The following is a 24231-nucleotide window of genomic DNA, read 5'->3' on the forward strand; positions in this document are numbered from 1 at the left end:
AATCCTTTGGCTATGCTGATTTGTTGATACGCTGTTCAATTGCATCCATTAACATGCCTGTGATATCGACATCGAAGGCTGCTTCAATCTCTTTAATACAGGTAGGGCTAGTGACGTTGATCTCGGTAAGCTTGTCGCCAATCACATCTAAGCCAACAAAGATAAGACCGCGTTTTTTAAGCTCGGGGCCAATCGTACGCGCAATGTGCCAATCAGACTCAGATAGAGGCTGGGCTACACCACGGCCGCCAGCGGCTAAATTGCCACGGGTTTCACCTTTTTGTGGAATACGGGCTAATGAGTAAGGCACTGGCTCACCATCAACCACTAAGATGCGCTTGTCGCCTGCAGTAATATCAGGGATAAAGGCTTGCGCCATCGCGTATTGCGAGCCTTCAGCGGTAAGTGTCTCGATGATAACCCCTAGGTTTGGATCATCTTTTTTCACTCTGAAAATAGAGCTGCCACCCATACCATCTAATGGCTTAAGGATGATATCGCCTTTGGCTTGGTGGAAAGCGCGAATGCGTTGCTCGTCACGGGTGACTATGGTTTCTGGGGTGAACTCAGAGAACCAAGCGGTAAATAGTTTTTCGTTGGCATCACGCAGGCTTTGTGGTTTGTTTACAATTAACACGCCTTGCTCTTCAGCGCGCTCAAGCATGTAAGTTGAATAGACGAATTCAGTGTCGAACGGCGGATCCTTGCGCATTAAGATCACGTCCAAGTCGGCAAGCGGAGTATCTACGGCTTCTTCAAGCTGGTACCACTCTTGTGGATCATTTTTCACTGTTAATGCGCGCATGGTTGCCATCGCTTGGCCGTTGACCATGGCAAGATCTTTCATCTCCATGTAGAACAGCTGATAACCACGAGACTGGGCAGCCATTAACATGGCAAAGCTAGAATCTTTCTTGATATTAATGTCGCTGATGGGATCCATCACGATGCCGAGTTTGATCATGGAGCGGTTTCCTTATCTTATATTCGTTTCAACGATAAATATGGGGGCATAAGCCCCCGTTTTCTAGCGTGCTACTAATAAATCTTCTACTTGGCAGAGTTTGCCATGTAAAGCGTTTAGCCGATATCACCAAATTTTAGCTGCAAAGCGCTAATGGTGGTGAGCGCTGCGGTTTCTGTGCGCAGTACTCGTGGGCCAAGCAGTACGTCGGTAAATTGGTGCTCTTCGGTCATGGCGATTTCTGGCGCTGATAAACCACCTTCTGGCCCAATAACCAATCTGACACGGTTATTAGGCAGTGTCAGCCCGTTAACACCGTGTGAGGCTCGCGGATGCAGGTTCAATTTCACCGCGTCAGAATCTTCAGCACACCAATCGCTAAGTTGCATCGCAGGGCGGATAACCGGCACCACACTACGGCCAGATTGCTCGCAGGCGCTAATGACAATCTTTTGCCATTGTTGAATTTTTTTATCTAAACGCTCGCCAGTTAATTTGACCCCACAGCGCTCTGAAAACAGTGGCGTGATGGTGTTCACGCCCAGCTCAACCGACTTTTGAATGGTGAAATCCATTCTATCGCCACGAGAGATCACTTGGCCTAAATGTAAGTTAAGTGGCGATTCGCTATCATTTGCCTCGCATGAGAGGACCTTAACTTCGACGTTTTTCTTACTAGCGCTAATAATCTCAGCAAGATAGTCATTGCCGTCACCATTGAACAAGCTAACCTGCTCACCTGAAGACATTCTTAATACGCGGCCAACATGACCTGCCGCTTCATCATCTAATGCGACCGATTGGCCGACAACTAATGTTGATTGTTGATAGATTCTTGGCACTCTCATGATGTAATTAGCCTTTTTTGCATATGTTGATGAGTAATTTAGCAGCTGTTATACCAACTTGTTGGCGTTGCTTTTGAAGCATAGCAATCACTTGGTCACGTCGACATTCAATATTATCAACGGAATAAGTTTTATCCTATCACTAACAATAACGGTAATTGGCAACCGGGTGTTTTCGTTAGTTGGTTGCGCATAAAATAGCGTTGGTTTTGAGACTTAAGATATGGCCGGAGATTGCACTTTAGATGCCTTAAAGTCAACACTGACATGGTGCAGGGCTATCTATCATTGCAGCCAATCAATGGCTGGAGATGAATAAATGAGGGCAGGATTGACCAATATAGATAGAAATTCGGATTTTGTTCACATTTTTTAGATGAAGTTGAATGAACTTTCGTTTAATAACGCCGTGTGAGCGTGAAGTTAAGGCAAAATTCGCGGAATTTTTTCTTAGTGTAAAGTGTTATGAAAATCCGTTTATTTTGTGCAGGGCTAATCACAGTTTTTTCCCTACCTACATTTGCTCAATCTTACCAAGGTAATACAAGCATTCATTCATTTAATAAGGCCAAAAAAACCTTAGAGCGACAAGTCTATCATGACCACCGTATCACGCTTTATTGTGATGCTAAGTTCGATAAAAATAAGAACATTACCCTGCCAAATGGCTTTACCACTGAAAAACATGTTAAGCGCGCTAAACGTGTGGAATGGGAACATGTGGTACCAGCAGAAAACTTCGGACGCACGTTTTCAGAATGGCGTGAGGGTCACGACAGTTGTGTGAACAATAAAGGTAAGAATTTTAAAGGCCGAAAATGTGCTGAAAAAATGAATAATGAATATCGATTAATGCAGTCGGACCTGTATAACTTGTATCCGGCAGTGGGCGCTGTAAATGCCACGAGATCGAATTATAACTTTGCCATGTTGCCTTCTTCACGCTCTAGTTTTGGGGTATGTGAAGTGAAAGTGCAAGGTAGGAAAGTAGAGCCGACAGTCGGTTCTAGAGGGCGAATAGCACGAACCTATTTATATATGGAGCAAGCATACCCTCGATTTCGTTTGAGTAATCAACAGAAGCAACTAATGAACGCTTGGGATAAGCAATTTCCAGTCAGCGAATGGGAATGTGAACGCGCTAAACGCATCGAGCGTATTCAAAAGAACAGGAACCATATCGTTTTTGAACGATGCGAGGCATTAAAAGCGAAATAGGCTAAATAGCAAGGCGTTCGCTTTACAAGTTGCTTTAGTTTGGCTTTAGTTTGCTGCCGCATTTGCGGCAGCGATATTGCGTTTCACCGCGAACAACCTTGTTATGACGGCGGATGCTGAGGTTAACCAGCCCACATTGGCAGAAATACTCAAAGGTTTTGCCCTCGACGCTGCGGGTGTCGAAGCTATGGGTGGTGCGCGGTACTCGCCCATAAAGGTGCTGCATCAAGTGTTGCCATTCTCGGCCATGGGGCTTAACGCGGCCATAGAGCTGGAAGGCTAATAGATGGCAGATCTCATGGGGGATCACATCGTCTAAGAAGGCTTGCTGATTATCATTAAGCAGCTTGGGGTTGAAGCGCAGCTTATTGAGTTGCAGGTGGGCAGTGCCTGCACTCTTGCCACGCAGCATAAAGCCAACCTCAGGTCTTGGAAAGTGCTTTTCCAGTTTAGATTCCGCGACTTGATAGCAATGTTCAACTTGCTGTGCCACCTGCTGGTGGAGAGGATCCGCAAACTTGATTACAGGCTGACTCTGCAAAGGGGTCTTTGACGACACTTTGCTCTGTAAGGATTTGAAAGGATTAAGCGATTTGAACATTAACTCTCACTGCTGAAATAAATAACCGGATTTAATAGCTAGATGTAAAAAATAGCGCATAACGAGTTGAGCCTAGCTATTTTAACCGAGGTAGTTAATGCAGACCAGTGCTACATCTGTCTGTCACTCTCCGGTATATAAAGCTTATATGATTCAATGTAATGGCTGTAACTGTTCGGAATCGATGTGAACACTGCTACTCGCTTGATAGCCTAAACATACAAGCGAGCAGGTTAGCAGGAGAGCAGAGTTAGAAGCCTCTTACTCTTGATTAAGTTTAAAGTGTACCCGCTGCTGCGACTACCATCTCTTGTACCTGCTTGACGATGTCGCTCTCGATTTTGACGTCGTAGGCGGCGATACGCGGAGTATGGATATGACCAACGGGGATGCTGCTATTAAATTGCTTTTGCAGCAAGATGGCACGATAAGAGATCTCATTCGACAAGTAACCACCGCCAGAACCTTCTACCGATGTTGCGCCTTGTAATTGAGCGAGAGAGCTTGCTTCAAACTCACCACGTTCTAACGTCGATACAGTGTGATTGTCATTGACTTTCCACGGGCCTTTTACCGTTTGCATTACAGTAACAGGCAAGGAGAACTCAACAAACTCGGGACCATTTAAACTGCCGCCATTAAATTTTGGCGCTATCGGAGCCTGTTTGTTTGCACCTGTTAGTACGTTGAGGTTGTCCGGTGCGGCGGCGCTGCGATTACGGCCTGGGAAGCGTTCGATGTCAAAATCATCACGCCCCATGCTGACGGTAAAGATCATGTCCACGCTATTATCACGATAGATAGGCGTGAGCAGGGACTCAATCATGCCCTCATCAAAATCGGCAAAGCGCACTGGGATCATCACGGTTTCAATTTGCGCTTGTTTGCCATCGACTTTAAAGCGGTAACCGTCTAGTGCCAACGCCGCGAGTCCAGAGGGATTGCTCTGGTCGATATTACGATCAAGAAAGAAAGGGTCGAAGCCGGTGAGGAGAATTTTTATTTGGGCATCATCTTTGAAGTGGAGATCGCTAAAGCCTCGTGATGACTTTTCGACGGCTTTAAGCAAAATATCTTGTTGCCAGGCCGCAATATTGAAGTCGGGTTCATCGGTCTTGAGCAGCTCGCGCATCGCTAAGCGATTCCAATATAGAGAGCGATCATCCAAATGGCCTGATTGCACATCTCTTACTGCTTGTTGCCATAACCTAAGCCCTTGGTGAACCACCATCTGGGTGACTTTAAGCTCATCGTCGTGTTGGCTGTATTTCTCGCCTAAATTACTGACAAAGGCTTGATAGCGACTGACCACATTAGGCATAGCTTGGGTTGCAGTTGCTAGACGGCTCTCCTCAACATCAAGCTTTGCAAAAGCGGGTTGGATTAACGTTAATGAGGTAATAGCGCAAGCAAGCATTGCTGTGCTGAGAGTAGTCATTGCCAAGTCCTTTATTATTATGACTGCAACTCATTCGTCCTACTTTAGACTTATCGCAGGTAGGTAGCAGTTTTATATTGTGTTCCAAGGTATGTGTTGTTCAGTATGCACCACAATAAATCTCATTGAAAGTCGCCTGAATCTTCTTAAGTCTGCATTAATAAATAGAGGGTTATTGTCTTTCGTGTGTGTAACTGAAGGCGGTTTAAGCTATAGCATAGTCAGTGGGGTCTAAGCATATACCTAAGAGTCAAAGTGGCAGAAGTTAACTACAGTAAGCTCAGCTGATTGGGGGCGTTGACTGGGTAAGGTATCTGCGGCAAGCGCTAATGACTCGAATATGAAGTATTAAATTGATTGGATATATTGAATGAAATGAAGGTCTGATTACAGGTAATCATGACTAATGAGGTCAGCTTGAAAAGCTCCAATACCGAGGAGCTAATTTATAAGAGCTTCGGCAGTTACTGCCGCGCGCTGTAAATTGAGACTACATCATCATAGATTGTAAGGATTCTTGGTTGGTGAAACGCTTATGAAAGAAATCCAAAAATACACTGATATTAGTCGCTAGTTGACGTCTGCTTGAATACACGCCATATACCTTAAACGCTTCCATCGGCCACTCTTGTAGAATGGGCACCAAAGAGCCACTCGCCAGTTCGTTCTTACACACTGAATTAGACAGCATGGCAATGCCAAAATCATCCATCACCAACTGTTTAACCATCACAGCACTATTGACTCGAACCTTACGCTGGAAGTTAACCATGGTTTTTCTGGCGCCTTTGCCTAGGGGCCAGATTGGCGCCGAGCGAGAGGTTCCCAGCAAAATACCGCTGTGTTCGGCTAAATCTTGAGGTGTGGCAGGTGTACCATGAATTTTCAGGTAGCCGGGACTTGCGACCAATATGGGTTGGCGTTCAAATAGCAGTCTGGCGACAAGATCCGATGATTGCAGTGGACCGTATTTGATAGCGATATCATAGCCTTCCCCAACGAGTCCTACATCACTATCGGTAAACTGCACATCTAACTCGATATTGGGATAGAGGCGCAGAAAACCGCTACACAAGGTGGCGATTAGCTCTTGACTGAAAGAGACTGGAATCGCGATACGCAACAGGCCTGAGACATCGTTATGGGTATTTTCCACAGTGGCTTTTGCAGCTTCAATTTCATCGCTTATACTGGAGCAATGCTGAAAAAACAGCGCACCGACCTGAGTCAAACTTAGATTACGGGTATCTCGCTGCAATAGTCGCACGCCAAGCTGCTCTTCTAGCTGGGCAACCTTACGACTAATGGTTGATTTTGGCATGCCTATTTCACGGGCAGCTTGAGAGAAACCTTTGGCTCTAACTACCGCCGCAAAGAGCATCATACCGTTTAAATCTGGCATGTTATCTCCACTGTCTCAAATATGGAACAAAGCGTCTAGTGCAGTTTAATAGCAATTGACGGGATAACAAAGTTATATTTACGGGCTAAAAATTTCAGAGGCTAAAAGCAGAGGATCTTTCGATGACCAGCAAAAATCAGCCCGCTAACATGACTCAAGTGCAAACTGCCGATCCGCTTTTTCTAAAAGCAGAGCAGTTAGCCAAAGACTTTTCATTGTTTCCAGAGCACAGCAAGCAGACGCTTTCAGAAGAGATTAAAGGTCTTTTAGACGATGACGCGATTCAAGCTAATCTTAAAGACTTGGCTCAGTTAGACGTTGATGGTTATGTCACTAAGGTGATCCAACCGACCCAAGATAAAAATCGTCCAGGTGCTAAGCGCATCATTGCCGACCTTAAAGGTAAGCTCATTACCGAAACCCATATCGGCCCTTTTTATAGTGCTGAGATCGAACTGAATTTTGGATCTCGTACCCGCCGTATTGGTTTTGTGGCGCAAGAGCGTACAACAGCAAACGGTGCTTGGATGCCTGAGCATCACATCGCTTGCTGTAAAGCGATTCGTCACTTTGCTGAACTGTCTATGCCGATTGTTTACCTTATCGACACTCCTGGTGCCGACGCAGGTGAAATCGCTAATAGCCAGAACCAAGCACACTCTATTTCAAAAGCGATTGCCGAGAGCGCTAACGTTGACGTACCAACTGTAGGTATCGTTATCGGTGCTGGTTACTCAGGTGGTGCGATTCCGCTAGCGGCTGCAAACATCCTGTTATCGCTACGCGATGGTATTTTCAACACCATTCAGCCACAAGGTCTACAGAGCATTGCGCGTAAGTACAACCTGTCTTGGCAGGAATGTGCTAAATCTGTAGGTGTATCGCCAGAAGAGCTTTATACCTCAGGCTGCATCGATGGCATCATCGATTTCTCGCCATCTGACAGAGATGAGCGTCAGCACAACCTACGTCGTGCGATTATCAGCAGCATCGAAGCGGTAGAAAAAGCGGCAGTTAACTTTGTTCGCGAGTCTGAAGATTTACGCGAACATTACGATCGTAGTTTGGCGCGTTTCCTTAGCCCGTCTAAGAATCTAGAAGCATTAGAGCTTAATGCTGAGCTTGCGGTTGCTAACAACCCAACGATGCATTTGAACCTATTTGGTAGCACCTACCGTTACCTGCGTTACCTAACGTTGCGTAGCCGTATTCATTCTATCTCGCAAGAGCAGTATGGTCGTCTATCTAAGGTGAGCGTACCTGAAGGTGATTTGTTAGCACGTATTCAGCAAGAGCAAGATCGTGTATTCCAATCTTGGTTATCAAGCCCTGATAAACTGGTCTATGACGAAGATCTAAACAAGCTTTGGGGTAACTTCATCGCTAAGCGTGATGATGTATCTACCGAACGTAACATGCTAACGCGTTTGATTTTGGGTGAGCCAAAAGAAAACTATAAGAAAGCACGTAAAGCTCTTATCTTCAACATCAGCTGGTCACTATACCATCGCTGGAAAGGTAACGCAGAAAACAACTTTAAAGGCCTTATTAACTACCTAGAGACGCTTCCATCTGAAGTGACTCAAGCAGATTGGCCTGAGCTGAACAAGCTGACTGTACTTGACGTGATCATTCACGACGAGCTACGTGAAGACTTTATTTGGCAGTGTCATAACATTCTTGTTTTCAACGCACTTTACGACAACGTTGTTGGCAACCTAGCATCAATCGCTAAAGAAGCTATGATGTCTAAGAGCTTGTCGCGTAACTCAGTTGATAACCTATTGCATGAGTCAATTGACCGTGCTTTATCGACGCAAAACGTCGCTAACGATAAGAACAAGTTCTACAAGTGGCTGAAGTACTTTATGACTCAGTCAAACCGCGCCGAGCTACTGACTCGTACTGAGCAGTGGAAGAGTGTTGGTTTCCCACAGCTAAACGACAGTCTATTCGTTATCCTGACTTACTTCTTCGAGCGTCTACTGCCAGAGTATTTCGACAGCGAAGAAGAAAGTGGTGAATACACAGGTGCTATTAACCCTGTGCGTATCGGTCGTCGTAAAGACTTCTGGAATCGTTTGACCATGGGTTATCAAGACTTACTAATCCAGAAAGTGCTACGTGACGAAAAACGCACTGGCAAAATGGGTTGGGAATCAATTGTTGCTAAGTTCTTCACCGAATTTGAAGAGATCAATGGCGACAAGATTTCAGCTAACCTGCTGAACTTCCCAGGTTTCCGTCTTTCAATCGAAGATGCGTTAGACAAGGGCATTCGCCCATGTGGTTTAATCACAGGTCTTGCCGACTTCGAGCATAACGGTCATCCAATGCGTGTGGGTGTTGCGGTATCAAATACGGCATTCCAAGCGGGTGCATTCGATATGGCCGCTGCTGAGAAATTCAGTGCGCTATTGATTGAGTGTGCTAAGCGTAAGCTACCGGTTATCTGTTTCATCAGCTCGGGTGGTATGCAGACTAAAGAAGGTGCTGCGGCGCTATTCTCAATGGCAGTGGTTAACGACCGTATTACTCGCTTTATTCGTGATAACGAATTGCCAGTATTGATGTTCGGTTTCGGTGATTGTACCGGTGGTGCACAGGCGAGCTTCGTGACTCACCCTCTTGTACAAACTTATTACCTGTCAGGTACTAACATGCCATTTGCTGGCCAAATGGTTGTGCCTGCATACTTGCCATCAACGTCAACGCTATCGAACTACCTGTCGAAAGTACCTGGCGCGATGGATGCCTTGGTCACCAACCCATTTAGTGACACGATTGACGATCAACTACAGAGCATCGATCCACTGATGCCAAAGCCAACGGCTAAGATTGTCGATGTGATTGGTAGCGCTGTATCGACATTAGTACCAGAGCGTTTAATCGCTGAAGAAGTGATTGTTCAGGATGACCCGCGTCAGCTAATGAAGCCGATTGAGAAGGTGCTGGTTCATGCGCGTGGTTGTACTGCGGTTAAGCTTATCCGTAAGGCGCACGACAACAATATCAAGGTAGTACTGGTTGCATCAGATCCTGATATGACTTCTGTGCCAGCAGACATGCTGAAAGATAACGACAAGCTGGTTTGTATCGGTGGTAACACCTCTGATGAAAGTTACCTAAACGCATACTCGGTACTTAAAGTTGCCGAATATGAAAACGTTGATGCACTGCACCCTGGTATCGGTTTCCTATCGGAAAGCCCACAGTTTGCTGCGTTATGTGTAAACAACGGCGTTAACTTCGTTGGCCCAAGCGTGCACAGCATGACGACTATGGGTAACAAGTCGAACGCGATTAAGACCTCTCAAGCGCAAAACGTGCCTGTTGTACCTGGTAGCCACGGTATCTTGACTAACGCAGAGCAAGCGGTAAACGTTGCCAGCGAAATCGGTTACCCTGTGTTGCTTAAAGCGGTACAAGGTGGTGGCGGTAAAGGTATTCAGGTTGTTGAACGTCCAGGCGACATGATCTCCTTGTTCCAAAAGACCTCTACCGAAGCGGCTGCGGCATTTGGTAACGGTGACTTGTACCTAGAGAAGTATGTCACTTCACTACGTCACATCGAAGTCCAGTTACTGCGTGACCAGTTTGGTAACACTAAGGTACTGGGTCTACGTGATTGTTCTGTGCAGCGTAACAACCAGAAAGTGGTTGAAGAGTCAGGTTCAACTATGTTGCCAGATGAGCTTAAGCAGCGCGTGATGGAATACACCCGTTTATTGGGTGATGCAACAGATTACATGGGCGCGGGTACGGTTGAATTTATCTATAACTTAGACGCTAACGAAGTCTACTTTATGGAGATGAACACCCGTCTACAGGTTGAGCATCCAGTTACTGAAGCAACTTCTGGTATCGATATCGTAAGCGCTGGTTTTGATATCGCAGCGGGTCGCTCTATTGCAGAGCTTGAGCCACAAGATATTGGCTATGCGATGGAAGTGCGTGTAACGGCAGAGAAAGCGGCTCTTGATAGCAATGGTGTTTTACAGCTACTGCCGTACCCTGGTTTAATCACTGAGTATCAGATGCCAGAGCGTGATGATATCGAAATCATCTCAATTGCTGGCGAAGGTAAAGAGGTTTCTCCTTACTACGATAGCTTGATTGCACAGATCATCTGCCGTGGTGAGAGCCGTGAAGATGTGATTGTTAAGCTACACGACTATCTAGCAAATCAAGTAGTGATTAAAGGTATCGCGACTAACATTCCATTGCTAACGCGCATCCTTAAAGATGGCACCTTCAACGAAGGCGTATACGACACTAACTATCTACCACGCTTTATGGCAGAGCTAGATGTGCCTGAGATGATTGCTGAGATGGAAGCGGCAGCAGAAACTGTTGGCGTCGATACAGCATCACTTCGTGTTGGTGAGAGTAACGAGCTTAAAGTGATGGCGCAGGGCGCAGGTATCTTCTATACCTCTCCAGCACCAGGTGAAGCGGACTTTGTTAAAGAAGGCGACATAGTTACTGTAGATCAGACTTTAGCGCTTACTGAAGCGATGAAGATGTTCTCTCAGGTGACGCTAGCCGGCTTTAACCGTAAGAATGCGGTACTTTACCCTGAAGATCAGCAGTATCGTATCGAGCGTATTCTTAACAGTAACGGTCAGCAAGTGTCTCAAGGTGAGTTGCTATTCGTAGTATCGCCAGTTGCTTAGACACTTCACTATTAGCCTAAACTAAGGCGATAGGAATTAACCGGCTTAAAATACCCACCTCGTGTGGGTATTTTTTTGTCTGGAATTTATTGTTTATCGACCCCGTGAAGGCGAATTAAAAAGGCTAATAGCAGCGGGGTAATAATACTGGTCGCTATTGCCATGATCACTATGGCGGAAAATAGCCCGGCTATAATAGGCGGCGTAGGATCAGGGTGGTTGAAGAGTCCTGCCTGCAATGCAACGCCTGCCAATACTATCTCTACAGCCCCTCGGCCACTCATCGCGACTCCGATCCGCAGAGACTCTTGAGTACTATGCCCTGTAGCGCGGGCACAGAATCCGGCGCCAATAAGCTTACTGAGTAAGGCAACGGTAACGAGTAGCGCGACAAAGCCTGGAATAGAGATAAGAGCGGTTAAGTTGAGGTGAAAGCCTATCGATACGAAAAAAATCGGCGCAAGGAAACCCGATGTAATACCTGATGTTTGCCCCTCTACTCGGTCATAGATCTCTTGCTCCACTACGGCGGGGTGAAAGAACATACCTGCGACAAAGGCACCAATAATGAAATGCAGCCCCAATACTTCTGCGAGTACAGCGTATGCTAGAGAGGCGATTAACAACATACTAAAATCGATATCAGGAATATTTGTGAGTTTGAGGTAACGACCTACAAGGGGAAACAAGTAATAACCGGCTGGGATGGTAATAGCGAAAAACAGTAGCACCTTAGCCAACAGGGTCCCCCATAAGTCAAAGGAAAAAGAGAGCGTTCCACCATTGCTTATTGCAGCTAATAACAGTGCGAGGATAAATAGACTTAACAAGTCGTCCCAAAGTGCTGCGGCGATAATAGTCCTCCCTTCTTCTGTATCTAAGCGATTAAACTCCATCAGCATACGAATGGTTACCGGTACGGCAGTAACGGCTAAGGCGGTACCTAAGAACCAGCTCTGAATTGTCTTGAAGGGGGATTCAGGAAACAGCATCAGTCCAATTATAGTGCCTGCAATAATTGGCACTAACATGCCACCGATAGCCACAGCGGGTGCTGAACCTGAGGTCTTTTTAAAATCCAAGGGACTCATGCGCACACCTGCGAGTAGCATAAGGAAAAACATCCCCAGATCGGCCAGCGCCTCAAACGCTTCACCTTGGGTTACCTGCCATAGCAGGGGAAATGAGTCTTGAAAGCGGTGCAGAAATAGCCCTAGCGCGATCCCCGACACTAATTCCCCCACTATCGGCGGTAAGTTTAAGCGTTTGGCTAGAATTGCAAATATTCTGGTAACTGTAAGTAATACAAGAACTAAATATAGAAAGCGCATCTGTATTCCCAACCCTCTGGTTGACTAGTATGAGAATAGTTGTGAGCTTGTATAAAGTCTAATATTTGACAGGTATCAAAGTTTGAATGTGATGGGCCAGAGGCGGAGCATAGGCTAGAATTTTTCTAGATTGGTGTGAGCTGCTCAACTTAAAAACTTAGTTTGTTTTCTAGCCCTTTGCTTTGCGATTACTCTTTGGTATTTGCCTATTATACTTGCAAGGAATGAGGGGTAAATTTTAGATTCAGAGATTTGGCAATAGACTTTAAATTTATTTGGAGCATGGCGCCGAGAGATGTTGAACTGAGGGTATAACGCCTGAAGCTGAATCGCATCTTTGCTTGGTGATAGCTCTGGGTTAAGCCTATACAGCTCACCACCGACTGGTCGAGTATGGATAACGGGAGTTGCATCAATAACAGCAATACTCTTGAAGTCTGTATTGCCAATGAGGTGAGGCCATAGCGCATCAAGGCCCCAACCTGATGGGCTTTGGCCAAAGCTCTCTTTTAGGGTCACTAAAGCACTGGCAGATAAAACCGGCACCATCACCTCAACAAAATTACTGTAGCGTAAAACAGAGCTTGGTTGGCGCAGTAAACTCGAGTGCGAGAAGTAAGAGTCCATGGTCAATGCTGGCTGCGCCAGCGCTAAGTCAAAGCCATCAAAGAGGTTGAACATCTTGTTGATGGTCTTAGCGTCAGTCATGATGTCATCATCGGGTAACCAGACTGCGTCATATTGCGATATGAGTTCCCAGTTTGCTTCTATCAGCTTATGGATTATTGGCCACTTTCCGCCTTTGACTTGCTCATAGTAAGTCGCTTCCGCTTGGTAATGATTAGGCTTGTCACCAAAGTAACTTAAGAATAAATCAAAGCTAGGCGCTGCATTTTCTAACCAATATGTATGTAGGGAGTTGTCACCTACTCGAGCAATGACTAAAAATCTTTTCATATCTACTGACTCTATAAATCTATCTATTGTGCTGTAAAAACGGGCATTGTTTTCTGGGTACTCAATGCTTCTAAAAAAAGCTTACTGGCGGTTAGTGCTTCATCTATGCTGGTGTCCATATCGAGGTAACGATAGGTGCCCAATCGGCCAACAAAGGTGATATTTTTCTGTTGCTTGGCAAGCTCAACATATTGATCTAGTAAGGTGTTATCATCACTTAGTCTTACTGGGTAGTAGGGAGTATCTTCAGCCGTAGCTTCTCGGCTGTATTCTTTAAAGATCACGGTACTAGAGTGTGATTCCCAAGGGGTAAAGTGCTTATGCTCACTGATCCGAGTATAGGCTTGGCTATTATCGCAATAATTAACCACAGCGTTTCCCTGATAATCACCTTCATGGACTTCTTTATGGAAGTCTAATGTTCTATAGGGCAGCTTGCCGAGCTTATAGTCAAAATAAGCGTCTAACGGCCCAGAGAAAAACACGTGAGCATATTGGTTTTTCATGGTGGCATCGAACGTCGAATTGAGTCGTAGGGTGATGTTTGGGTGGTCGAGTAATTTCTGTATTAACGGGGTGTACCCTTCAATTGGCATGCCCTGAAACGGGTGGTTGAAATAGTTATCATCGTAATTAAACCTAACGGGTAGTCGCTTTAAAATACTCGCTGGTAGTGTATCTGGTGAACGTCCCCATTGCTTTATCGTATAGTCTTTGAAGAAAGCCTGATACAGCTGCTCACCAATGAGTTTATGGGCTTGCTCCTCAAAGTTTTGTGGCTGTTTTATACTCGAGTCTGCCTTACATGCGATGAACTCTTTGGCTTCAGAGGGGGACATCTGCGCGTTAAAAAACTGATTGATGGTATGCAGATTGATTGGCAATGAATAGACCTGTCCTTGGCTCATGGCTTTTACTCTGTTGGTAAATGGCATCATTTGACCAAGCCGAGTGACGTATTCCCAGATATGCGCTTTATCTGTATGGAAAATATGTGGGCCAAAGTGATGCTGCATGATGTTGCTTTCATCATCTCGCGATGAATAGCAATTACCCGCAATGTGTTTTCGAGGTTCAAAAACAGTTATTTGATGGCCAGCTTTGGCAAGCTCATTTGCGATAACAGCACCAGAGAATCCAGCGCCGGCTATTCCAATTTTAAGATTCATCTATTCAGCATTAGCAGTTAGTTAAGCAGGTAAGCAGTTTACATTATCTGATTATATTTTTTGTCTAAAAAATCTTCTTTAATTGAATTTTACTTTTTGCACATGAGCAATGTTGTTTAATTGCTGTCGCTGTATTCGACCCGTGCCATAGGTGTTGTTAACTTGTTCTTCTGAATTATCTGTTTTGTAAGCGGAAGGGCGTCTTACTTAGCGATAATCGAGTGAGTTGCAACCATTTTAGAACTTAAGTTAAGTAACATCAGTCTCTAACTAAATAAACGAAATCACCCCATTAGATGACTTTATCTCTATCAGAATTTTACTTATTAATTTTTATGAACGGTATCTATATATAAAATATCGAGTTATAAATTGATGGAGGTGCTCGTTATTTAACATTGATTGTGAGCGTCAATCTTTTGTCTTGCTGTTTATTATAAATAATTCGATTTGTTTTTATGTGAGAATTCAACCTTGATTGACAGTAGTTAAATGACTTTGCCAATATATGTGAGCGGGAGTCATATTTAATAATTTGATGTCCGAGTGACTATATTTAGAGTGGGTTAGCTTAAGTTTATTAATCGTTAATCTACTTCTCTTTCTTGATGCTAGTGTTTTGTATCTTCTTTTACTTTCTTTGTAGTTTTAAATATCGCGAACAAACAGCATGGTAAGTGTGAATAATGTCACAACTCTAATCTATTAAAGTAGAGTGGTTATTTATTGGCACTGTTTTAGCATTGTATGACCATAAATAAAGAGATTATTAATTAGTTTCGCCGAGTGTATTGATAAGTTAAGAGGGGGAGTTAAATAGCTAGCCTCCGAACTTTCACGATTGGATTTAAATTAGAGTTCGTTATATGAGATTTTTTAGTTGGCAGATTTGGTGTGCACCTAGGCTTAAAAGAGACAGGCCTCTATCTTTGAGCCTACTATGGGGTATCTGTTTTTGCTTGTTTTCCAACATAGTGCTGGCGGAAAGTGGGCCTGCTAAATACGCAAAAGAGCTGCAGCAGCTTAAGCAGCAGCTAGAGGAGTGGGAGCGGTTGAAGCCAGCGATTGAGCGCTTAATCAGCAATGAGGAGGACTTGGAGTTTCTAATTTTAGAGCTAAGTAAGCAGGCTGAGATAAAAGAGTCTCCGAAAAAAGAGAGCTTTAATCAGCATGAACAGCTAGTCAGTAAAAAAACTGAACAGCGGTTCGTCGAATATCCTAATGTAACTAAACCAACTTTAAGCCTTAATAATATGGTGACCGGATTCGATAGTAATAATAAAGCTATCGAAAGTACCAAGGGGATACCAAATTTATATGGGGTTCATTTAGCATCATTTAGCAATGTACGGAATATAAAGCCGAGTTGGGAAGGGTATAAGAAACGTTACCCAAATTTCTTTTCATCAGGCAAGCCATTAGTGGTGAGTTTTGTTAAAAACTATAAGGAATATTCAAGGCTTATCTATGGTCCATACTTGTCTAAAAAAGAAGCGTTGGAAAGTTGTAAGCAGCTTAAGTTGAGCAGGCAATATTGTGCGGTGGTTAAGTATTCAGGCGAAATGTTTTAATTAATGAAATTTAAAATATTTTATTAAAGTTAAATTTTAAATTGCCGATGAGCTAATCAAGATTGATGTTAGTCGACGTTTTCTCATTAGTTATTAAAAAGTGTGTTGTGTCTAATAGTTAAAAATACAGATAATAGTATAATGGAGTTTTAAATGAATAATGTTTCTATGGTGGCAAAAGCTGTTGGCTTAGCATTAGTTGTTGCAGTTTCATCGCCAGTTTTAGCTGCTGAAACTGAGAATGCTACAGCATCTGTAACAGTTAAAAATGCTTTTGAAATGGTAGTGGCTAAGCCATTGAATTTTGGTGAGATTACTGCTGTGGTCGATCTGACTGATACTGATGGCGTAAGTGCCAGTATTACAATGTCTCCAAATCCGACTGAGCAGGCTACAGTGGTAAATGGGGCTGGAAATTTGGCAACCATTAGATCATTAGTACCGGGTGAGCCAGGTGAAGTGACAGTCGCTGGTGTTGCACCATATTCTGAGTTAAGTGTTACTTTACCTGCAGGCACAACTAATGTTGTTGCATCTGCAGCAGCTCCGGGATCACCTAAGTTTGTGTTAAGTGCTATAACAGCTTATATCACTTCAGGTGATCATGACGGTACGCTATATGCTGATGCAAATAAGTTGACTGCAGACGGTCAAGGTAATGCGAGTTTCAATTTTGGTGGCACGTTAACTACTGATGTTTACGCTGCTGATACCAACGTAATTGATAGACAGTATCAAGATGGTGAGTTCTCGGGTTCTTTCCCGATCACTGTCAGCTATTAAGAAAAAATAAACTTAGGTGGCTCAACGTTTGTTTAGCCACCTTATTTGTTCTAAGGCTAATTTTGAAACCAATCATATTTTTGATTTTTGGGGCGGTCACTTTTGGTGTAAATGCAGACGTATATTTTGAGCAACCTTTATCATTTGGCACAATAGTGATCCGTGATAATAGCATTCAAAGTAGCGTGACAGTGCCGACCTATGGACACAGTACTTCGTCTGGGCAGCTACTAATAATTAGCCCGGGTAAGGCTGCTGAAATGGTAATGACTGATTACCCTCCTTATGTAGAGCTTTCAATTACTCCTATGTTGCCTGTAACAACTACAGTGACTTCAGGAGATACTGAACAATTCACTTTAAGTGAAATCTATATTGAACAGAACATTCGTACTGATAGTACAGGCGTAGCAACCGCTAAAATGGGCGGAAAGTTGACGACGTCGGGTAATGGTAAGCATTATTTGAATACTTCCTACCAAGCTGTTTTTTATTTAGATATTAGTTATTAAGTCCATCAGTAACTCAAGATATTGTACTGAGGGATCTACAGGGCTTTGGTATGCCTACCAGAGTGAATTTGTGTTTTTACTGGTTTGAGTTTTTTCTATGTTTAAGAGTTTATTAAAGGCTGCTCTTGTTGTGTCGGTTTGCATGTTGTCACCTATCAATTCTGCTCAAGCCAGCCTGCTAGTCTCACCTATCCGTGTAGCTTTTGAGGGGCGAGAACGAGCCCGTGAAATAGTGCTGATAAATAGCAGTTCAGAGATCAAAACTTATCGTTTGCAATGGCAAGAAAAGTTAGCTGTTTCTAATGGTGGCTATAAAGAATTAACTGCTGAACAAGCAAAAGATTACCCGTCAGCAAGCAAAATGCTGCGATTTAGTCCTAGGCAAGTAACCCTGAAGCCTAATGAACGTCAGGTTGTGAGATTAGGGCTTAGACGCCCTAAAGATCTTGCTGATGGAGAGTATCGCTCGCACCTAAAGCTAGAAGCGCTGCCACCGAAACGAGCCAAAAAGCAAGATGGTGAGATGTCGATTAATTTAGACGTATTACTGAGTTACAGTCTGCCTGTCATCGTAAGACAGGGGCCGGCAAACGCTAAAGTTGAAATTACGTCTAAGGCATTGAGTTTTGATCAACGTAGCGGTAAAACGCAGTTGAGTGTTAACTTAACTCGCACTGGTCAATATTCTACAGCCGGAAATCTGGTTGCTTATTGGCAAGATCATCAACAGTCAGAACAAGTCGTTGCTCGCTTGAATAACGTGAATATATACCCAGAGGTCAATGAAACGTCTAAATCTATGGCTTGGATTGCTCCAGACTTTACACCTAACAGTGGACAATTACGTATCGTTTATGAGGGGCAGCAAGAGTTTAATGGCCAGGTTTTCGCTGAAAGAGAATTTGATGTAACGCCTGCAACGTTTTCTAAAAATTAACGATTTGAGGGCTGAGCATTAGTGGATGCGAGCCAAAGCTTGTGAATTCTTTCTTGTTGTTACGACCTAAGGGCATGTAGTGCGGTATCGCCTAAGTTACTTACTACTCTTTTATGTGCTCTATAGCAATGCAGGCTCCGCGAATGTGCAGCCTGCTTTTATTGATCCAGTATCGACTCAACAGCCTGAACCTGCATTAGTTCAAAATGAGTCAAAGCTACAGTTTTCCACTTTAAATAATGCCGATGTCGCGAGTATCTTAGCGAGACTGAAACAAAGCTATGGCTTATCGCAGCAACAACTGCAATCTCAAGCATTAATTTTAGCGTCAACAACCGACAACAATATAGTGCAGGATGAGTTACCAGGTGAAACTCTCGGTATTCCTGAAGGTGAGGAGTTACTGTTATCCCTCTATGTCGACAGTTATTATTTGTCTGATGTATTTGCTATAAAAAGCAAACGAAATGCTCAATTTAGCTTAATGGGTTTATTCGAATTAATTGATTTCCCTATTGAAGTTGATATCGGTAATAGCATAGTTAAAGGCTGGTATTTAGATGAGGAACGTCAATTTTTGATGCAGTTACCCGAGACAGGAGACGAAGTTGTCAGCGTGTCGGTTAACCAGCAAACTTTTCAATTAACAGCTGCTGATTACAGCTTAATGGCTGATGATATTTATGTTGCAGGCGATGTGATTGAAGATTGGTTTGATATCACCTTTGACTACAGTTTTGCAGATTTAAAGGTGGATATTAGCAGTGGCTCCCCACTACCTGTACAGCAAAGGTTAGCACGACAAAACCGTCAACTTAATCAGGTTGCGAGCCACAATAGAGAGGCGGTATTACCTTGGAAAGAATCCAATTACCAAGCGATTTCCTCACCCTTGGTGGATGTTCAAGTTAACGCAGCCGTCACTGAACATAATAACTATCAAAGTTATTCAGTCATTGGCGGGCATGATTTTGCATTTTTAAGTAGTGAGTTTTATGCCAGTGGTAATAGTAATGATGCACTGACTGATTTACGTTTAACCCTGTCAAAAGAATCTACTGCGGGCGACTTACTCGGTCCGTTAAAGGCGACAGAATTTAGACTCGGTGATATTACTCCCGTTAACGTTGGAGTTGATGGCACGCTCGGACAAAGTCGCGGTGTTTCAATAACCAATGATAAAACGGGTGTATCAGCCAACAATAGGACCATCAATCTAAGCGGTGATATTCAACCCGGCTGGGACATTGAGCTATATCAAAATGGTTTACTAATTAAGCAAGCGCTAAGTTTGCAAAATGGTCGCTATGAATTTAACGACATCGAATTACTGTATGGTGATAACCAATTTGAGATGATTGCTTATGGCCCCCAAGGGCAGGTTAAAACTGAAACGAAGCAGGTGTATGTTGATAGCAACAAGCTCAAAGCTAACGAGAGCAGCTATAGTGTTTCGCTTGCTGAAGTTGGTAAAGGGTTGTCGGGTATCTCTAGTATACCCGAGGATAACGAAACTGGTTGGGTATTAAGCTCAACTTATGAGCATGGTTTAACAGATTGGGCGTCGATTAATCTAGGTGTGCAAGAGCAGCTATCAGAGAAAGGAACTTCAGTCGATACCTATGCTATCGGTGGTAATTTTAATCTGTTTGAACGCTTTCTCTTTGATGCTGACTATCAAATAGAAGGCAATAGAGACAGTTCCTTAGAGCTTTCTGGACGTACACAGATTGGTGATCAATCCTTAAGTGTGCGTTATCGGGTATCGGAAGACACCGCGGAAGATTTAAGTCAGCGGCAATACACTGAATATAACTTTGACCACAGTGGCTTCATGTTTAAACACTCTCCATATCGTCTGAACTATCGCAACCATTGGCGACAAACTCAAACAAGTAACGGTACTAGGCACGACGAGTTTGGTAATCTGTTAGCGATGAATACCCGTTGGGCGAACATTAATAACCAATTAACTTGGTATACAGGCCAATCTTCTAATGACATAGCTTTAGATGACACGCTAACGGGGCAATTACAGTTACAAAAGAGCTTTGGTTGGGCATTTAGCCGAGTGAAATTAGACTACTATATTAAGCCGGAGACCGAAATTTCACGTTTCTCTACCGAGTTGGCGATCCCCATTAATACCAATCTGCAGTCTGAACTAGAGATAGATTACTACCCCGTTACGGAACTTCTAAGTAGCAGTGCTAGCTTAAGCTGGCAACATGATGCCTTTAGCCTCAATTCTACAGTTTCTTACGACAATACCGGAGATTGGTCATTGGGGCTTTATGGCCGCTTTAGCTTTGGCTATGAGCCCGATACTGAGCAGATTTTTATGTCATCGCGCAGCTTATCGGGAGCAGGGGCATTGATGGTGCGAGTATTTGAAGATGATAACCTTAATGGTCGATTCGACGCCGGTGAAGCGGTTATTGAAGGGGCAAGGGTCAAAGGGGTGCAGCAGTACCGCTATGGTACAAGTAACCAAGATGGTGTGGCTATTTTGACTTCGATGTCTAGCCAGAAAAAAACGGACATAGTGTTAGACCAAAAGAGCTTGGGCGATCCATTCTTAATTCCGTCAATTCCTGGAGTGTCAGTCACGCCAAGGCGCGGCCATATTCAAACCCTCGATTTCCCTGTGGTTAACGCTGCCGAAGTTGAAGGCACAGTTTATGTTCGCGAAGTCGATGGTACTGAATCTATAGCGCCTTATGCCACAGTAAACTTAGTCAATGCCATGGGTGATATTGTAGCGACGACTGAAACGGAATTTGATGGTTACTACCTATTTACTGATTTGATCCCAGGCGATTATCAGCTGTCCATTGACGCCAATTATCTTGAACGCAAAAAGTTACGTGGGGAGTCACAAATAGCGATTAGTTTGCAAAATAATGGTGATGTGATGAATGGCGCCGATTTTACTTTTGCAGAGATAATGATGACTAAGGGCTACGTGATGAATTTAGGTAAATTTAATTCGCTCACCATGCTAAAAACCTACTGGCAATTGGTTAAGCATAACTATGATGACGCCATGAGCCAGCAAGTGTTTTATATCCAAGATAAGCAAACAAAACGTTACGCATTAAACGTAGCGTTTCTGGCACGTAAACAACAAGCAGAAAATGGTTGCTCACAAATTACTAAACAAGGTTTGAAGTGCAGTGTCGAACCTTTTGAATTCGATTTTGAATCGTAACAAATGAAGGGTTTTACATTGAAGCCGTATTATTTTTCAGAGACAGTCTTGTGGAAAAAAGTCTTAAAATGAATGCATTAAATCGAAACATTAGACGGTTAAAGGCGGTGCTACTAGTCGCTATGATAGGTTTGACGGGCTGTGCCAGCCAGGCTGATATCAAGCTTGATAAACAGCGTATTGCGGAGCAGAAACAGCTCAAAGACAAAATTGAGCAATTAGAGCTAGAGCTTGCTGAGTGGCATCAAATGAAGGCTGGTTTGTCACGACTCATTGTCATCGAAGGCGACCTTAAGTTACTGGTCGAGCAATTAACTATGCTTGCTGGTGGTAACCAAGCTCAAAAAGCAGCTAAAACAACAGCTGCACCAGAATCGATTACGGCTACTAATACACAAGTTAACACACAACAAAGTGGCGAAAGTAAAAATAGTGAAGATGCTTCTGTTGAGCAAGCTAGTGAGCCGGTGCGTAAATTACCAATAGCTGAAGAGCTCACTAATGACGTCAAGGTGCCAGAATCTTTAGCTCAGAAAACCTATGCCTCTGCCTACCCTGGTGCGCCTGAGCAGCCTGTCGAGGCCAATGCAAAGGTCTTGAAGTATGCGAATAATGCGAAGTCAGTACCCAAAGCCACACTGGTGAAAGGCGACTATGCTTTGCAGTTATCATCAGTGGATAAATTTTCACGAATAGAGCCGACCTGGTTTGAGCTACATAGCGGCTTTGGCGCGCAATTAGGCCATTACGTACCGAGGTACGAGCGAGTGTTTGTCAAAGGGAAAACATATTATCGCATCAAAGTCGGCCAGTTTACTCAACGGCAGCAGGCAGTCTCTGCTTGCAAAAGCATGCAACAAAGTGGCTTAGAATGCATAGTAGCGACGAGTAAAGGCATTAATCTTTATAGCGGTTAGTTTGAAAAAATAAGCTTTAGTGATGGCAAGCTTGGCTAATAACATAAGCTAAAGAGCACAGGCTAATGAACATAGCGTTTAAGCGAGTTCATTAGCCTCTATCTTATTTGCAGCTGTACTGATTTAGTTGAGCAGTTCATGCTCTGCTGGCAACTGACGGCTGATCCACAAAATCAATTTATGTTTCATATTCGGGCCATCTTCTTTATCTTTGGGGAGTGCTTGAATAAGGTTATCTTGCACCAGCAAACGATAGATACATTCGACCTTATCTTTGGGTGAGATCCCTTGACCAAAATCGGCAAAACCTCTCTTCTTGGCGTAGCCTACACCAATTTCCATCGCGAGCTTAAGTAGTTGTGCATCGTGCTTACCTGACTTCATAGTGACGCTTCTTATGTCAATTACTCTTGCTCTAACGTTACCTGAAAATAGGATGATAGCAAGTGACATCGCGCCGATAAAAGTAGTTTAATCTATTGAAATTTCGGGTTTGTTATCAATAGATAGCAATTATTTAGGGTTGTTTTTCTGTCGATATTGCAATGGCGACACCCCATACCAGCGCTTAAACGCTCGGGTAAAATTACTCGGATCTTTAAAGCCTAGCCGAAACGCGATCTCTAGCATTGAGAGCTGAGGGGTCGCTAGATATTTTTGTGCCAAATCTTTTCTGAGCTGTTCGACTTGCTCGCTAAAAGAGGTACCTTCCTCACGCAGTTTTCGTTGTAAATTGCGGCTGCTCATATGAAATGCCTTAGCAATGGCATCTCTATCTGGGTTACCTAGCGTCATGGCAATGCTGATTTCTTTAGAGACTCTTTGGCTAAAAGGTTGACTCACAATGGATTGGAAATAGGCTTGTATCGCCTCATCATTTTTTAAGGCAAGCTCTCTATTGGCAGAGGGGAAAGGTAAGCCAAGGTCTCGGTTTGAATAGAAGATCTTGTTGTGGCCTGCCGAAAACTTCACAGGGCAACAAAACAATGTGCTAAAAGGTTGTGAGTCGAAGGGCTCTCGGCGTTCAAGCTCTAGTCGTATGGGCGTTATTTGGCCATGACTGGTTTGCAGGGCCATAAGGTAACTGGTAGCCATAAAAGCATCGATAGCTTCATCGGCGTAGTGATTCCCCATAATCTTATTAAAGCACAGCGCAGACTCACACTCACCACGCTCTATATCCATCTCAAGCACATTACTGATTATGGTGTAATAACGCTTTATTCTAGACCAGGCATCTTCTAAAGATTCGCTTACCAGCAGTGAAAAACTCAATGCGTTAAAGCTGGTAGGTTGCACAAAGTTGGCGACTTTTAGGCCAATGGCTTCGTCACCGCTCGTTGTCACTGCTCGTCGCCATAATTGGGTCATTTGCTGTGTGAGTAGCCGTGCATTGGGGTCATGCAGCAGAGCTTTGTCGATGCCTAGTTCATTGAGTATGTGTTGACTATCGACCCCCGTTGAATCAATGGTTCGGCATACGGCTAGAGCCCAAGATGCGATGGTCGTCGACTCATCTGTTAACTTGCCTTTGTCTTTTAAAGTCATAAATCTGTCTCAATCCGACCATAAATCACTGTTCGCTTGGTTTAGGTTACAAATAATGCTACTTAAGCTCAATCTTTATCCTATTCGAATGTAATAGCGTTGGGGGAAAGCTAAGACCAACGTTTAAGGGGTAAGGCATTTCTGTCGG

The 24231-nt window shown here is 43.8% G+C and carries 18 protein-coding genes; 8 read left to right on the plus strand and 10 right to left on the minus strand.

Annotated features, from left to right (window positions below; all coding sequences use genetic code 11):
* Window positions 1–10: 10 nt before the first annotated feature.
* Both gshB and rsmE read right to left on the minus strand, forming a co-directional pair.
* The gene (gene gshB, locus SPEA_RS03185; protein WP_012153865.1) at window positions 11–964 is read right to left on the minus strand and encodes a glutathione synthase; all 954 of its coding nucleotides are present in this window, start codon (window positions 962–964) and stop codon (window positions 11–13) included.
* Between the two features lie 116 nt (window positions 965–1080).
* Window positions 1081–1812 (minus strand): 16S rRNA (uracil(1498)-N(3))-methyltransferase, encoded by a 732-nt coding sequence (gene rsmE / locus SPEA_RS03190; RefSeq protein ID WP_012153866.1) that lies wholly within the window; start codon window positions 1810–1812, stop codon window positions 1081–1083.
* 465 nt (window positions 1813–2277) lie between these two features.
* Here rsmE and SPEA_RS03195 point away from each other — a divergent pair, with 465 nt between their 5' ends.
* Window positions 2278–3030, plus strand: coding sequence for an endonuclease (locus SPEA_RS03195; protein ID WP_012153867.1), 753 nt, complete (start codon window positions 2278–2280; stop codon window positions 3028–3030).
* 34 nt (window positions 3031–3064) lie between these two features.
* Here SPEA_RS03195 and SPEA_RS03200 read toward each other — a convergent pair whose 3' ends face one another.
* From SPEA_RS03200 to SPEA_RS03210, 3 genes are all read right to left on the minus strand, one after another.
* Entirely contained in the window at window positions 3065–3631 is a 567-nt protein-coding gene (locus SPEA_RS03200) for a SprT family zinc-dependent metalloprotease (protein ID WP_012153868.1), read from the minus strand.
* 277 nt (window positions 3632–3908) lie between these two features.
* On the minus strand, window positions 3909–5069 hold the full coding sequence (locus SPEA_RS03205) for a PA0049 C-terminal domain-containing protein (RefSeq protein WP_012153869.1): 1161 nt from the start codon (window positions 5067–5069) through the stop codon (window positions 3909–3911).
* Window positions 5070–5559: 490 nt separating this feature from the next.
* Window positions 5560–6471: a LysR family transcriptional regulator gene (locus SPEA_RS03210; RefSeq protein WP_012153870.1), complete on the minus strand. Its 912-nt coding sequence runs from the start codon at window positions 6469–6471 to the stop codon at window positions 5560–5562.
* A gap of 122 nt (window positions 6472–6593) precedes the next feature.
* On the opposite strand from SPEA_RS03210, the gene SPEA_RS03215 reads away from it, so the two are divergent.
* On the plus strand, window positions 6594–11147 hold the full coding sequence (locus tag SPEA_RS03215) for an ATP-binding protein (RefSeq protein WP_012153871.1): 4554 nt from the start codon (window positions 6594–6596) through the stop codon (window positions 11145–11147).
* Between the two features lie 86 nt (window positions 11148–11233).
* Here the strand turns inward: SPEA_RS03215 and SPEA_RS03220 are convergent, their stop codons facing one another.
* The 3 genes from SPEA_RS03220 to glf form a co-directional block, all read right to left on the minus strand.
* Entirely contained in the window at window positions 11234–12478 is a 1245-nt protein-coding gene (locus SPEA_RS03220) for a cation:proton antiporter (protein ID WP_012153872.1), read from the minus strand.
* 144 nt (window positions 12479–12622) lie between these two features.
* On the minus strand, window positions 12623–13435 hold the full coding sequence (locus tag SPEA_RS03225; protein ID WP_012153873.1) for a hypothetical protein: 813 nt from the start codon (window positions 13433–13435) through the stop codon (window positions 12623–12625).
* A gap of 23 nt (window positions 13436–13458) precedes the next feature.
* On the minus strand, window positions 13459–14604 hold the full coding sequence (gene glf / locus SPEA_RS03230) for a UDP-galactopyranose mutase (RefSeq protein WP_012153874.1): 1146 nt from the start codon (window positions 14602–14604) through the stop codon (window positions 13459–13461).
* 959 nt (window positions 14605–15563) lie between these two features.
* On the opposite strand from glf, the gene SPEA_RS03235 reads away from it, so the two are divergent.
* The 6 genes from SPEA_RS03235 to SPEA_RS03260 all read left to right on the plus strand — a co-directional run bounded on the left by SPEA_RS03235 (window position 15564) and on the right by SPEA_RS03260 (window position 22535).
* Window positions 15564–16175 (plus strand): SPOR domain-containing protein, encoded by a 612-nt coding sequence (locus tag SPEA_RS03235; RefSeq protein WP_150102200.1) that lies wholly within the window; start codon window positions 15564–15566, stop codon window positions 16173–16175.
* Window positions 16176–16328: 153 nt separating this feature from the next.
* A complete protein-coding gene (locus SPEA_RS03240) occupies window positions 16329–16958 on the plus strand; it encodes a hypothetical protein (protein ID WP_012153876.1) in 630 nt (209 codons plus the stop codon).
* A 62-nt stretch (window positions 16959–17020) separates the two neighbouring features.
* Window positions 17021–17470 carry a DUF4402 domain-containing protein gene (locus SPEA_RS03245; RefSeq protein WP_012153877.1) on the plus strand — a complete coding sequence of 150 codons (450 nt, stop codon included), beginning with the start codon at window positions 17021–17023 and terminating at the stop codon, window positions 17468–17470.
* A 97-nt stretch (window positions 17471–17567) separates the two neighbouring features.
* On the plus strand, window positions 17568–18407 hold the full coding sequence (locus tag SPEA_RS03250; protein ID WP_012153878.1) for a fimbrial biogenesis chaperone: 840 nt from the start codon (window positions 17568–17570) through the stop codon (window positions 18405–18407).
* A 79-nt stretch (window positions 18408–18486) separates the two neighbouring features.
* Window positions 18487–21618, plus strand: coding sequence for a hypothetical protein (locus SPEA_RS03255; RefSeq protein ID WP_012153879.1), 3132 nt, complete (start codon window positions 18487–18489; stop codon window positions 21616–21618).
* Window positions 21619–21686: 68 nt separating this feature from the next.
* The gene (locus tag SPEA_RS03260; RefSeq protein ID WP_012153880.1) at window positions 21687–22535 is read left to right on the plus strand and encodes an SPOR domain-containing protein; all 849 of its coding nucleotides are present in this window, start codon (window positions 21687–21689) and stop codon (window positions 22533–22535) included.
* 123 nt (window positions 22536–22658) lie between these two features.
* On the opposite strand, the gene SPEA_RS03265 is transcribed toward SPEA_RS03260, so the two are convergent.
* Together SPEA_RS03265 and SPEA_RS03270 are read right to left on the minus strand one after the other, a co-directional pair.
* Window positions 22659–22919, minus strand: a complete 261-nt coding sequence (locus SPEA_RS03265) for a DUF5062 family protein (RefSeq protein ID WP_041410821.1) — start codon at window positions 22917–22919, stop codon at window positions 22659–22661.
* A gap of 129 nt (window positions 22920–23048) precedes the next feature.
* Window positions 23049–24083: an AraC family transcriptional regulator gene (locus SPEA_RS03270; protein ID WP_012153882.1), complete on the minus strand. Its 1035-nt coding sequence runs from the start codon at window positions 24081–24083 to the stop codon at window positions 23049–23051.
* Window positions 24084–24231: the final 148 nt, after the last annotated feature.

The organism is Shewanella pealeana ATCC 700345, assembly GCF_000018285.1.
In the GTDB taxonomy this organism is placed as follows: domain Bacteria; phylum Pseudomonadota; class Gammaproteobacteria; order Enterobacterales; family Shewanellaceae; genus Shewanella; species Shewanella pealeana.